13 protein-coding genes are annotated in these 11718 nt (G+C 61.5%); 3 read left to right on the forward strand and 10 right to left on the reverse strand.

Annotated features, from left to right (window positions below):
• Window positions 1–8: 8 nt before the first annotated feature.
• The 7 genes from H9646_RS00090 to H9646_RS00120 all read right to left on the reverse strand — a co-directional run bounded on the left by H9646_RS00090 (window position 9) and on the right by H9646_RS00120 (window position 7206).
• Complete coding sequence (locus H9646_RS00090) at window positions 9–494, reverse strand: cupredoxin domain-containing protein (protein WP_191721308.1); 486 nt, start codon at window positions 492–494, stop codon at window positions 9–11.
• Between the two features lie 15 nt (window positions 495–509).
• Window positions 510–1904, reverse strand: a complete 1395-nt coding sequence (locus tag H9646_RS00095) for a multicopper oxidase family protein (RefSeq protein ID WP_191721309.1) — start codon at window positions 1902–1904, stop codon at window positions 510–512.
• Window position 1905: 1 nt separating this feature from the next.
• A complete protein-coding gene (locus H9646_RS00100) occupies window positions 1906–3357 on the reverse strand; it encodes a TolC family protein (protein ID WP_191721310.1) in 1452 nt (483 codons plus the stop codon).
• Window positions 3354–3821 carry a hypothetical protein gene (locus H9646_RS00105; protein ID WP_191721311.1) on the reverse strand — a complete coding sequence of 156 codons (468 nt, stop codon included), beginning with the start codon at window positions 3819–3821 and terminating at the stop codon, window positions 3354–3356. The genes H9646_RS00100 and H9646_RS00105 overlap by 4 nt, the downstream gene beginning before the upstream one ends.
• Window positions 3822–3915: 94 nt before the next feature.
• On the reverse strand, window positions 3916–4383 hold the full coding sequence (locus tag H9646_RS00110) for a hypothetical protein (protein WP_191721312.1): 468 nt from the start codon (window positions 4381–4383) through the stop codon (window positions 3916–3918).
• 128 nt (window positions 4384–4511) lie between these two features.
• Window positions 4512–5141, reverse strand: coding sequence for a YitT family protein (locus H9646_RS00115; RefSeq protein WP_191721313.1), 630 nt, complete (start codon window positions 5139–5141; stop codon window positions 4512–4514).
• 61 nt (window positions 5142–5202) lie between these two features.
• Entirely contained in the window at window positions 5203–7206 is a 2004-nt protein-coding gene (locus H9646_RS00120) for a heavy metal translocating P-type ATPase (protein ID WP_191721314.1), read from the reverse strand.
• Between the two features lie 41 nt (window positions 7207–7247).
• On the opposite strand from H9646_RS00120, the gene H9646_RS00125 reads away from it, so the two are divergent.
• Window positions 7248–7694 carry a MerR family transcriptional regulator gene (locus H9646_RS00125; protein ID WP_191721315.1) on the forward strand — a complete coding sequence of 149 codons (447 nt, stop codon included), beginning with the start codon at window positions 7248–7250 and terminating at the stop codon, window positions 7692–7694.
• A 169-nt stretch (window positions 7695–7863) separates the two neighbouring features.
• Entirely contained in the window at window positions 7864–8559 is a 696-nt protein-coding gene (locus H9646_RS00130; RefSeq protein WP_225213900.1) for an HAD family hydrolase, read from the forward strand.
• A gap of 175 nt (window positions 8560–8734) precedes the next feature.
• Here H9646_RS00130 and H9646_RS00135 read toward each other — a convergent pair whose 3' ends face one another.
• The 3 genes from H9646_RS00135 to aat all read right to left on the reverse strand — a co-directional run bounded on the left by H9646_RS00135 (window position 8735) and on the right by aat (window position 11110).
• Window positions 8735–9529 (reverse strand): IclR family transcriptional regulator, encoded by a 795-nt coding sequence (locus tag H9646_RS00135; RefSeq protein ID WP_191721317.1) that lies wholly within the window; start codon window positions 9527–9529, stop codon window positions 8735–8737.
• Window positions 9530–9624: 95 nt separating this feature from the next.
• Entirely contained in the window at window positions 9625–10359 is a 735-nt protein-coding gene (locus H9646_RS00140) for an arginyltransferase (protein ID WP_191721318.1), read from the reverse strand.
• A 13-nt stretch (window positions 10360–10372) separates the two neighbouring features.
• Window positions 10373–11110 (reverse strand): leucyl/phenylalanyl-tRNA--protein transferase, encoded by a 738-nt coding sequence (gene aat / locus H9646_RS00145; protein WP_191721319.1) that lies wholly within the window; start codon window positions 11108–11110, stop codon window positions 10373–10375.
• 199 nt (window positions 11111–11309) lie between these two features.
• Between aat and H9646_RS00150 the strand changes: the two genes are divergently transcribed.
• The gene (locus tag H9646_RS00150) at window positions 11310–11630 is read left to right on the forward strand and encodes a hypothetical protein (RefSeq protein WP_191721804.1); all 321 of its coding nucleotides are present in this window, start codon (window positions 11310–11312) and stop codon (window positions 11628–11630) included.
• The last annotated feature ends 88 nt before the right edge of the window (window positions 11631–11718 follow it).

Below are 11718 nucleotides of genomic sequence, written 5' to 3' on the forward strand. Positions count from 1 at the left end.
TCCTTTCTTTATTCGGTGATGGTGAATGTGCCAGTCATGCCGGACTGGTAGTGGCCTGCGATCAGACAGGCAAAGTCAAACTGCCCGGTGCGGTTGAAATTCCACACCAAGTCTTCACTGGTGCCGGGTGCTACGTGGGCCATATAGGGTTCAGCATGCTCCATGCCGGGGAACTTGAGCATCATTTGTGCGTGTTCATCCAGTGAGGCTTTGGTGCCCAGCACCACCTCATGCATGAGGGCTCCCTGATTGACGACACGCAGGCGCACGGTTTCGCCTTTTTTTACGCTGAAATTGCTGGGGGCAAAGCGCATATCGTCCGTCATGCTCAGGGTGATGGTGCGCTGGGCGTTGCGGGCATCGTCTGCAATGCCCCATGCTTTTTGCTCTTTGGTCACGGCCCCTGCCGGGGCATGGCTTTCACTGCCATGAGAAAAAGCGGCGCTCGATCCCGCAAGCAAAATGCTGGCAGCTACGAAGTTCAGAGTTTTCATGGTGTGTGACTCCTGTCAATGCTGGCTGTGGCTGCCGGCTGGGGGATTGGAGGCGGGCTTGCGTACGCTGGGCGCGCCCGGTGCTGTGCCGGGCGAGGTCTGGCGTGGGGCTTGTGCATCCAGCGGTGCACCTTGCCACTCATAGGCTTGCGTGCCCTTGGGTTGCTGGTACCAGCCCGGGTCTTTGTAGTCATTGGCCCCCAGGTTTTTGCGCACCTTGAAGGTGGTGAACATGCCGCCCATTTCGATGGGGCCATAAGGCCCTTTGCCAGTCATCATGGGGAAGGTGTTATCGGGCAGGGGCATTTCCATGGCACCCATATCGCCCATGCCGCGCTCGCCCATGAGCATGTAGTCAGGGACGATTTTCTGTATCTTGCCCACCAGACCTCGGTGGTCCACGCCAATCATGGTGGGCACGTCGTGGCCCATGGCACCCATGGTGTGGTGGCTCTTATGACAGTGAAAGGCCCAGTCACCGGGCTCGTCTGCCTTGAATTCCACCTGCCGCATCTGGCCCACGGCCACGTCGGCTGTCACCTCGGGCCAGCGCGATCCCCTGGGGGTGGGGCCGCCGTCTGTGCCCGTCACCTCGAACTCATGGCCATGGATGTGCATGGGGTGATTGGTCATGGTCAGGTTGCCCACGCGAATGCGTACCCGGTCGCCTTGTCTGGCCACCAAGGGTGTGATGGCTGGGAAGGCGCGGCTGTTAAAAGTCCAGATGTTGAAGTCCGTCATCTCGTTGATGCGCGGCGTCATGGCGCCGGGCTCTACCGCGTAGGCGCTCAAAAGGAAAGCATAGTCACGCTCTACTTCGTCAATCAAGGGGTGCTTGCCTTTCGGATGGGTGATCCACAGCCCCATCATGCCCATGGCCATCTGCACCATTTCGTCGGAGTGCGGGTGGTACATGAACGTGCCGGGACGGCGCGCTTCAAACTCATAGACAAAGGTTTTGCCCGGCGGAATGTGCGGCTGGTTCAGTCCGCCCACGCCATCCATGCCATTGGGCAGGCGCTGACCGTGCCAGTGGATGGTGGTGTTCTCAGGCAGGCGATTGGTGACAAAGATGCGCACCCTGTCGCCTTGCACCACTTCAATCGTGGGGCCGGGAGACTGGCCGTTATAGCCCCACATGTTGACGAAGAAGCCGGGTGCCACTTCTCGCACCACGGGCTCGGCCACCAGATGAAATTCTTTGACGCCCGCATTCATGCGCCAGGGGGTGGTCCAGCCGTTGAGTGTGACCACCGGGCGGTAAGGGCGGCCATTGGGTGGCGTCAGCGGCGCGGCGGTGTCTGCGCTGTTTTGCATGACGGGCTCGGGCAGCGCTGCCATGGCGACGCGGCTGACGGAAGCTGCAGCCACTGCAGTGGCTGCGCCGGTGAAAAAGGTGCGGCGTTGCATATCAGTGGCCTTGTGCTGGGGTGTCGGTGGAGGCAGCAGTGCTGCTGGCGGGTGCTGCGGCAGCAGCGCCGGGCGATGTGCTGTAGAGCGCCAGCTGCAGATCCACATCAGCCAGCCAGAAGTCGCGCTGGGCATCGGTGGCTGTGGTCACCGCCTGAGCGGTGCTGCGTGCCTGGGCCAGCAGCTGCCAGGTGCTGATGAACATGCCGTTGTAGCGGTACACGGCTTCTTCCTGCATCAGCTGAGCCAGCGGAAGCACTTCCGTGCGCTGCTGCTGTGCCAGATCCCAGGCGGTGCGGTAGCGCAGCCAGCTGGTGCGCGCCTCGCTGCGGGCGCGCAGGGCGGCATCACGCAGCAGGGCACTGCTGTGCTGCAGCTGTGCACGTGTGCCCGCAGCGGCCACACCGCCCCAGTCGAACAGGGGCAGGGGAATGTCCAGCTCCCAGCCGCGCGTGACTTCGTCGTGGCGTGTGGCGCGGTCGGTGCTGGTGTTGCGGCTGTAGCTGGCACCAATGTCACCGAACAGTGACCCCACGCGGGAGAATCCACTGCGGTCGGCAGTGGTGTCCAGATCGCGACGCAGGGCGCGCACGTCCAGCCGCTCGTGCAGCGCCGTGGCTTCGGCGTCGGCGCCGGTGTGCAGTGCATTTGCCGCAGGCAGAGCAGGCAGTTGTGCGGGCAGAGCAAAGTCTGCCTGAGGGCCCCACAGGCCCATCAGGCGCGCCAGCTGCTCGCGTTCCAGCGCAGCAGTCAGCCGGGCTCGGGCCAACTGCGCGGCGGCATCGTGCTGAACGCGCAGCTCTTGCGCCTGATCTCGCTTGCTGAAGTTGCCCACCAGGGCCATGCGCCGGGCCAGCTCACCGCCCACGGCGGCAGCGTCGTGCATGTGCTCGGCCGCCTGCAGGCTTTGCTGGGCGGCCACTGCACGCAGCCAGGCACGGCGCGTATCGGCTGCGTGCAGCAGCACTTGCTGGGCGGCAGTGAGCGTGGCTTGTTCCAGCTGCCAGCCTTGCCAGCGGCTGCGCCACGGCAAGGTGATGAGCTGTACGAGGTTAAAGCTGAGCTGGCGTTCAATCTCTCGCTCATGGCCGTTGACAAAGCGGCCCAGTGTTAGCGTGGGGTTGAACAAGGTGAGCGACTGGGCGCGCTGGGCATCTTGTCGCGCCAGTTGTGCCAGCTGGGCCTGCAGGCCTGGATTGCGCAGCAGGGCAATGCGCACGGCGGTGTCGGCATCAACAGGCTGGCTCAGCCATTGAGCGATTTGTGTGTGGGTGGCTTGCTGCTGCTCGGCGGTGTCGCTGCCTTCGGGCGTGGGCAGGCTGCTGCCCGCAGGCAGCCGGGCGGCGGTGTGGCTGTCCACGGCGCTGCGCAGGCCATCGGGGGCTACGCTGGCGCAGCCTGCCAGCACCAGTGCGCCCAGCAAGCTTGTGAGGCGGAATGTTTGGCGCTTCATGGCTGGCCTTCATGGTGGTGCGCGCTGCTGGGTGCGTTGGCCCGGGTGCCAGCAGGCGTGTTTGTTGCCGTTTCACCATGGGAGCCAGTGGGCATGTTCGCCATCATCGGGCAGGCAGCGGCAGGCTGTGCAGCCTGCGCACCCTGCGTAACCTGAGAAGTGGCCGTAGCCGTCGCTGCCGGCGCTGCGGCTGGATTCGAGGCCGTTTTTTGAGCCGCTTCCCAGCGCACCACATCGGCGTGACCGCGTGGAAATTGAGCCACGGCGGCATGTGCGGCACGCCAGTCTTGCGGACTGGCAACGATGGCTGCGCTGGCTGGCAGCGGCGTATGCGCCAGTGCGCGTTGCTGCGCTGCAGATTCAGCAACGGGGGCGTTGGAAGGGGGGGGGTTTTGGGCCATAGCCCAAGCGGGTGCAACGCTCAAAGCGAGCAGCCACGGGGTGACAAGGGGCGCGGTGCGCATGCTGCAATCTCCTGCGACAAGACAAACCAAGCGTCGGCAGCAGCGCTTGCCTTGAGCAAACAGCAAACTGCGGACGCACTTTGGGTATCAGGTCTCAGGCGATGGGTGGCTTGATGGCTTGCAGCAAAGCTGCGCTGGCAAAACGAGCCTGCCCGCTGGCAGGTGTTGCATGGGCAGGCAGAGCATGGGCAGGGGCCACTGCTGCGGGAGAAGACAGCACGGAATGGCAAATACCACAGGCTGCGCAGGGCGTACTGTGGTGGCTGCCTGCGCATCCAGGTGCTGAGGGTGTTGTGGTGGCGCAGTGCTCTGTGCCGGGGAGCATGTCAGCGGCGGCGGCATGCTGGCTGGAGCCCATGCTGTGCACATCGCCGGCAGGGCTGGCTGCCAGCCTCTGGTGGTCAGCATGGGAATTTGCATGCGAATCGGCGTGGGGCTGCACAGCGCTGGCGGCCGACATGTGCGGCACGGCCTGGGGGAGGGTGCCCATGGCCATGGCATCGCCCAGCAGACCGCGCAGGGTCAGCAGCAAAATCATGAGCAGGGGCAGGACGCGGCGCATAGAGGTAAATGATGCCAGAGCCGTGGAAAAGTTCCTCGTGCTTGGTTTTTGTGCCTGATCTGGCCATGTCAGGCGTGGCTGGCGCTGAGTAGTCAGTCACCAGCCGGCAGCGCAGGCGAGGCGGGTGCTTAGCTGCCGTAACGGCCGGGGCGGTGGTTCATGGACAGTACCTGGTTGAGCGTCAGCGCAGCCACAATGGACCACAGCGCCTGCTGCAGATCGACGATGAAGAAGGCGCTGAGCAAGATGATGCAGTCCAGACCCATCTGCACATAGCCTGCACGCCAGCCGTAACGTTGCTGCAGATAAAGGGCAGCAATTCCCAGGCCGCCAATGCTGCAGCGGTGGCGAAACAGCACCAGCATGCCCACGCCCATCAAAATGCCGCCGACCACGGCTGCGTAAGGCGCCTGCACGCTTTGCAGCTGCAGAAAATGCGGCTGCAACTCGGACACCACAGCCAGCAGGCCCACCGCGCAGAAGGTTTTGAACGTGAAAGCCCAGCCCATTTTTTTGACGGCCAGCCAGTAAAACGGCAGGTTCAGTACAAAGAACCACACACCAAACCCCACGTCGCTGGCGTAGTGCAGGGCAAAGGCCAGGCCCGCCATGCCGCCAGTCACCAGGCCTGCCTGCTTGAACAGAGCGACGCCCACGGAGATCATGAGCACCCCGGTGACGATGGCGGCGGCGTCTTCCAGCGTGGTGTGCGGTGTAGGTGCAGGGGACGCAGCCGGTGGTGTGGGGGTGTGCTTCATGGTGTGCAGGAATCTGTGCGCGTTGTGTTTTTTGGGCGCACAGATTATGCAGCCGTCTTTTTCAAGAGGCTGATTTTTTGCTTTTAATGCGGCGCAAGCGCAAACCGTTGGCTACCACCAGCAAGCTCACTCCCATATCAGCCAGTACCGCCAGCCACATGCTGGCAGCACCTGCAACGGCCAGGATGAAGAAGGCCAGCTTGATGCCCAGTGAGAGTGCAATGTTCTGCCACAGCACGCGGTGTGCACGCTGGGACAGCTGCACGGTATCAGGCAGGCGGCGCAGATCGTCGTGCATGAGTACGACGTCAGCGGTCTCCATGGCCATGCCGGTGCTGTGCGCGCCGCCCATGGCAAAGCCCATGTCGGCCTGCGCCAGTGCCGGAGCGTCGTTGATGCCATCGCCCACCATGCCCACAGGGCCTTCTTGCTGCAACTGGCGCAGGCGCTGGAGTTTGTCTTCTGGCAGCAAGCCACCTTCTGCCTGCGTGATGCCAGCCTGTGCCGCCATGGCGCGTGCAGCATCAGGGTTGTCGCCACTGAGCATGATGGGGGTGATGCCCAGCGCCTTGAGCTGTTGCACAGCTTCTTTGGCATGGGATCGCAAGGTGTCTGCCACGGCAAATACCGCCAGCACCTGTTGCTCGGTAGCCAGCAAGCTCACACTGCGGCCCAGGCTGCTGTGGGCATGCACGGCTTGCTGCAGCTCTGGGGTGTCCAACTGGTGGTCTTGCGCCCAGCGCAGGTTGACAAGGTAGTAGGTTTGCCCGTCGATGTGCGCCTGCACGCCGCGCCCGGCTAAGGCCTGCAGATCTTGCGCTGTAGAGGCGGTGACGGTGTCGACCTGCAATCCCTGTGCAATGGCATGCGAGACCGGGTGGTCAGAGCGCGACGCAATGGACCAGGTCAGCAAGGCCGCATCAGCGCTGGAAAGCGCGTCGTTCAGCACGCTCCACTCCACCAGGGCAGGCTTGCCAGTGGTGAGGGTGCCGGTTTTGTCCAGCGCAATGGTGCGCAGCTTGCGGGCAGCTTCCAGCGCGCTGCCGCCTTTGAGCAAGACGCCCTGGCGTGCAGCGGCTGTCAAGGCACTGACCACCGTGACGGGGGTGGACAGCACCAGAGCGCAAGGGCAAGCGATGACCAGCAGGGCCAGCGCCTGATAGAGCGCATCCATCCATGTCCAGTCAAAGAACAGCGGTGCCAGCACGGCCAGCAAGATCGCCAGCGCCATGACGATGGGTGTGTAGATGGCGGCAAAGCGATCCACAAAACGCTGGGTGGGCGCTTTGCTCGCTTGTGCCTGCTCCACCGCCTTGACGATGCGTGCCAGCATGGAATCGGCCGTGGCCGCCGTCACCTGTACCTGCAGCTCTGCCTGCTGGTTAATGCTGCCAGCCCAGACGGTGTCGCCCGGGGCTTTGTCTACGGGCACGCTCTCGCCGGTGATGGGTGCCTGGTTTACGCTGCTGCGCCCTGCGGTGATGGCGCCATCGAGCGCAATGCGTGCACCCGGAGGGACCAGCACCGTGGCTCCTGTGGGCACGTCGGCGGTGGCCATGGTTTGGCTGCTGCCATCGGGCTGCAGTACTTGGGCGGTGTCAGGTGCCAGGGACAGCAGGTTGCGGATGGCCAGACGGGCGCGGTCCATGGCCTGGTCTTCAATGCGCTCGGCAGCGGCGTAGAGCGCCATCACCATGGCTGCCTCGGGCCACTGTCCAATCAGGAAAGCGCCGGTAACAGCCACTGCCATCAAGGCATGAATACCCAGCCGCAATTGCATCAGGCTCTGGATGCCCGCCTTGTACACGCCCAGACCAGCCAGACCAATGGCCAGCACGGCCAGTGCCATGCCGGCGTATTCGAGGCCAGCGTACTGCGGTGTGAACCAGTGGGATATTTCAGCCAGCAGTGCCATGACCAGTGCCGCGCTGATGCGTGGCCAGCTGGGCAGCACACCATGGTCGTGTCCATGGTCGTGACTGTCGCCGTCGTCGTGATGGCTGTGATCGTGCTTGTGCGGTGTGGCAGGCGCACAGCAGTTGGAGTGCATGTGTTTGGTGTTCATGCCATGATTGGAAAGTTGAAAGTTACTTGAAGGTCAAGCCCATGACAGCATTGCGCATAGGGGAAGCGGCCAAACGCACAGGCGTATCGGCGGCCAACATCCGGTATTACGAAAAAGAAGGCCTGCTGGCACCCGCCATGCGTCAGGATAACGATTACCGTCTTTACAACGATGGGGACTTGCATCGCCTGCGTTTCATACGCATGTGCCGGGCCATGGACATGTCGCTGGACGAGGTGCGCACCTTGCTGGCGCTGGACTGGCAAAACCCTGCCGACTGCCACGCCGCCACGGCCACGATCAATGCGCACCTGCAGCATGTGCGCCAGCGCCTGCAAGAGCTGCGCGCGCTGGAAAAAGAGCTGCAATCGCTCAAAGTGCTGTGTGATGGACACCAGGCACCGTGCAATTTGATTGCCGCCTTGCATGCCCAGGCCGATGCCAGCTTGCCCCCAGAGCCTGGCACACACGTCAAGCGGCATGTGTGAGTTTTTAAAAGATAGCTGCTATCGCTTATAAATAAATGGTTTCAGATATAAAAATATCTGAAATGAAGAGTGTGTAAACGCTAGTAGCTCTTATTTTTAAGGTAGCTGGTAGGTTGGCTTTGTGGCGCTACAAGGCGCAAGGCAGTCACTTGCGCTGACAATGGCGAGCATGGCTTTGATGAACAACACAGTGCAGACAATCGATTGGAATGGCGTGCGCGCCATGGTGTTTGATATGGATGGCACCTTGCTCAATACCGAGCAGGTCATTATTGCGGCGGCCAGCCATACGCTGGAACACCTGGGCTATGCGCCACTGCCACAGGGCTATCGCATGCCCAATATGTTTGGCACGGCGGCGGATCTGATGGTGGACGTGCTCAAAGAGCGCGGCGTGCCCCTGCCCGCAGGCGGCCACGCGCAAGCTGGTGCACTGTTTGAGCGCTTTTACGCCGCGCAGCCCGCTGGTGCAGCGCCACTGTATGACGGCGTGCTGGACTGGCTGCATGCTGCTCAGGCGCAAGGTGTTGCGCTGGGCGTGTGCACCAACAAGCAATATGCGCTGGCCCTCAAGGGGCTGGAGGCTGCGGGTATTTTGGAGCTGTTCAGCGTGGTCACGGGGCGCGACAGCTGTGGCATTGCCAAACCTGCGCCGGAGCCGTTGCTGCATACCTTGTCGCAGATGCAGGTGCTGCCACAAGAGGCCGTGTTTTTTGGCGATACACACGCAGATGCAGGCTGCGCGCACGCAGCGGGTGTGCGTTTTACATGGTTTACCTCAGGCTTTGGCACCGACCGCGTGCATGATTTTCCGCAAGCGCTGGCGTTTGCAGACTTTCGGGAGCTGTCGCTGGCGACGGCTTAGCGCGGCGCTGAAAACACACAACCGGCGCAAGGCCGGTTGTTGTCGTTGTCGCTAGCGTTGTCCTAGTACGAGGAGTGCAGGGTTCAAGGCGTGCTGCACGCCCTGAAAGAAAGACAGGGCTAGCTTTCATTGAAGATGCGATGCAAGCGTGCAGCAAGGTCTTGCCGCAGCGCTTTTAGCGCTGGTGGTAAGCGCTGCCGCGAAAACCCAGGGCCTGCGAAATTTCAAACGCGGTGCTTTGCAGCTTGGGCAGCCAGCTTTCGTCCAGGCGATCAGCAGGGGCAGAGATCGACAAGGCTGCAATCAGCTTGGCCTGATCGTCATAAATGCCTGCGGCCATGCAGCGCACACCCAGCTCCAGCTCTTCGTTGTCGTAAGCCACGCCGGTTTCGCGCGCCTTGTTCAGTTCGCGCTCCAGCAGGGGCAGCTGGGTCAAGCTGTTGTGGGTGTTACCAGCCAGCCCCGTGCGCATGGCATAGGCACGCACACGCTGGGGTTCGTCGGCTGCCAGAAAGAGCTTGCCGTTAGACGTCAGGTGCAGCGGGGCATGGCCGCCAATGGCTCGCACCACCTGCATGCCCGAGCGTTCGCTGTAGGCGCGCTCCACATACACAATCTCATCGCCCTGGCGCACGCTCAAATTCACGGGCTGCTGGATTTGCTTGTGCAGCAATCGCATGCCGGGCAGCGCCGTCTCGCGCACGCTCAGGCGGGCTTTGACCAGGTTGCCCAGCTCCAGCAGGCGCATGCCCAGACGGTAGCTGCCCGATTCTGGGCGGTCGACAAAACGGCCCACGGCCAGATCGTTGAGGATGCGGTGTGCCGTGGAGGGGTGCAGGCCAGTCTTTTCGCTGATTTCTTTCAAGGAAACTGCTTCTTCGCGCGAGGCCAGTACGTCGATCAGGACAAACATGCGCTCCAGCACTTGAACACTGGGTTTGGCGGGCGCGTCGTGATCGTTTTTCTTCATGGGGAATCCAGGGGGCAAAGATGGGCGGATTCTAGCCGCCACTCGTCGCTATCGTGCACATCTTTGGCGTTGGCTGCCGCATCGCGCCTCAAGACTTAGCTTTTGTCGACGCGATGCCACAGACTGTCGCGTAAAACCTCGTACGGATGAAATTGCGCTTTGTAGCGCATCTTTGGGGAATGCTCGATCCAGTAGCCCAGGTAGGCATACGGCAGCCCCATGCTGCGGGCAAAGGCAATCTGCCACAGCACATTGAAGGTGCCATAGCTGGTGCCCGGTTCTGGATCATAAAAAGTGTAGACCGCTGACAGCCCGTCTTCCAGGCAGTCAATGATGGAGACCATGCGCAATGCGTTGTCAGCCTCAGGGTCACGGAACTCCACCAAGCGCGTTTCCACGCGGCTTTGCAGCAGAAACTGGGTGTATTGCTCGACGTTGTCCTGGTCCATGCCGCCGCCACTGTGGCGTGCATGCTGGTAGCGCTGGTACAGGTCGTAGTGCTCTTGTGAAAAATGCAGTCGCTGCACATTGACGTCCAGCAGCGCATGCTGTTTGGCAGCGCGGCGCTGGCTGCGGGTAGGACGGTATTCGTTGACCAGTACGCGCAAAGGCTGGCAAGCCTTGCAGTGGCTGCAATAAGGCCGGTAGGTGAACAAGCCGCTGCGGCGAAAGCCCTGGGTGACAAGCGCCGAATACACCTCGCTTTGGATCACATGACTGGGTGCTGCAACTTGGGAGCGAGCCTCCTGCTCAGGCAGATAGCTGCATGGGTAGGGGGCAGTGGCATAGAACTGCAAGTTGTAGTGCGGCAGGTCATTGAGCTGTGTCATGCAGTGAAAGCCTTCAACAAAGCGAATCCCAGTATACGGGGCGGAATGTCCAATCCATGGCGGGCTGCTGCTGCTGAATGGCCGCCTCAGCCAGAAAATCGGTGCGCGCCTGTTCATGCGCACCCAAGGATGCCAGGTGCGGCGTTGCCTGCTGGCAATCGATTTGTGTGGCGCCGTGGTGGCGGCACAGTGCCACCAGAGCCGCCAGCGCTACCTTGGAGGCATCGGTGGCGTGGGCAAACATCGATTCACCATACACCGCCTGACCCAGCGCCACGCAGTACAGGCCGCCCACCAGCTTGTCGTTGACCCATGTCTCAACGCTGTGTGCCAGACCTTGCTGGTGCAGATCGCAGTACGCATCCATGATGCTGGGCACAATCCACGTGCCATTTTGGCCATTGCGCGGCACATGGGCGCAATGCTCTATGACCTGGCGAAATTGGGTGTCAATCCGCACTTCGTAGCCGGGCATGCGAATGAACTTGCGCACTGTTTTGCGCAGCGATGGGTGCAGGCGAAAGTCGGCTGTTTTGAGCACCATGCGCGGATCGGGTGACCACCACAGATTGGGCTGCCCCGGGCTGAACCACGGAAAGATGCCGTTGCGGTAGGCCGTTTGCAGCCGGGCTGCATCTAAAGAGCCGCCTGCTGCCAGCAAACCAGGCAGGGGACTGTCTTCACCCCAAGCCAGATTAACCGGGGGGAAATCATCATCAGCTTCTAGCCAGATTAAGGTTGGCTCTTGCATTGTTGCTATCAAAACTATGAATATTGACGTGCTTGCACGGTGTCATCGCCTTGTTGGGATGCATGACAGGGTTGCTCCTACATCTATCGTTGTCCTATGGGGACATGCGACGCGATGACGGCAGACTATGGTTGCACCAGTGTCTTCGAAGGAATTATCAGATGTGGCTTCGACAGATGCGGACGAAGGAGGCTGAACCATGTTTTCACTGAGTCTTTTTGGCGCAGAACCCCGCTATATCCGCCGGGCGCGGGCCTACTTGCAAGAAGCACGCATGGCGGTGCTGGAACATACCATTGCTGCCGAGCACTACCAGGCATCTGCAGAGATGTATGCAGAACGCGCGCGCCGTCTGGAAGATGAAATTGCACATTGGGAGGCGCGAAAGAGCGGACCTGTGGTGGTGGACCCTGTGCAAGAAATTGCGACCAAGTTTGCGGTGCCCAACCGGCTTGAGTCGACCCCGCAGCCCGTGCTGGGCGCAGCGCCCGCTTCTGTGGGAATTGTGCGGGCCGCTTGAATGCGAGGTGCGCTTGGTTCAGCTTGAGCAGGCATAAAAATGCTGGCAATAAAAAAGCCAAGCATCTTTGAATGCTTGGCTTTTTATT

Source organism: Comamonas avium, assembly GCF_014836675.1.
Classification (GTDB): domain Bacteria; phylum Pseudomonadota; class Gammaproteobacteria; order Burkholderiales; family Burkholderiaceae_C; genus Comamonas; species Comamonas avium.

Excerpts from the sequence above, each read along its gene's own strand:
- H9646_RS00100 (WP_191721310.1), bottom strand. The coding sequence starts at position 3,357 with ATGAAGCGCCAAACATTCCGCCTCACAAGCTTGCTGGGCGCACTGGTG.
- H9646_RS00140 (WP_191721318.1), bottom strand. The coding sequence starts at position 10,359 with ATGACACAGCTCAATGACCTGCCGCACTACAACTTGCAGTTCTATGCC.
- H9646_RS00120 (WP_191721314.1), bottom strand. The coding sequence starts at position 7,206 with ATGAACACCAAACACATGCACTCCAACTGCTGTGCGCCTGCCACACCG.
- H9646_RS00150 (WP_191721804.1), top strand. The coding sequence starts at position 11,310 with ATGTTTTCACTGAGTCTTTTTGGCGCAGAACCCCGCTATATCCGCCGG.
- H9646_RS00125 (WP_191721315.1), top strand. The coding sequence starts at position 7,248 with ATGACAGCATTGCGCATAGGGGAAGCGGCCAAACGCACAGGCGTATCG.
- H9646_RS00110 (WP_191721312.1), bottom strand. The coding sequence starts at position 4,383 with ATGCGCCGCGTCCTGCCCCTGCTCATGATTTTGCTGCTGACCCTGCGC.
- aat (WP_191721319.1), bottom strand. The coding sequence starts at position 11,110 with ATGCAAGAGCCAACCTTAATCTGGCTAGAAGCTGATGATGATTTCCCC.
- H9646_RS00095 (WP_191721309.1), bottom strand. The coding sequence starts at position 1,904 with ATGCAACGCCGCACCTTTTTCACCGGCGCAGCCACTGCAGTGGCTGCA.
- H9646_RS00115 (WP_191721313.1), bottom strand. The coding sequence starts at position 5,141 with ATGAAGCACACCCCCACACCACCGGCTGCGTCCCCTGCACCTACACCG.
- H9646_RS00105 (WP_191721311.1), bottom strand. The coding sequence starts at position 3,821 with ATGCGCACCGCGCCCCTTGTCACCCCGTGGCTGCTCGCTTTGAGCGTT.
- H9646_RS00130 (WP_225213900.1), top strand. The coding sequence starts at position 7,864 with ATGGCTTTGATGAACAACACAGTGCAGACAATCGATTGGAATGGCGTG.
- H9646_RS00090 (WP_191721308.1), bottom strand. The coding sequence starts at position 494 with ATGAAAACTCTGAACTTCGTAGCTGCCAGCATTTTGCTTGCGGGATCG.
- H9646_RS00135 (WP_191721317.1), bottom strand. The coding sequence starts at position 9,529 with ATGAAGAAAAACGATCACGACGCGCCCGCCAAACCCAGTGTTCAAGTG.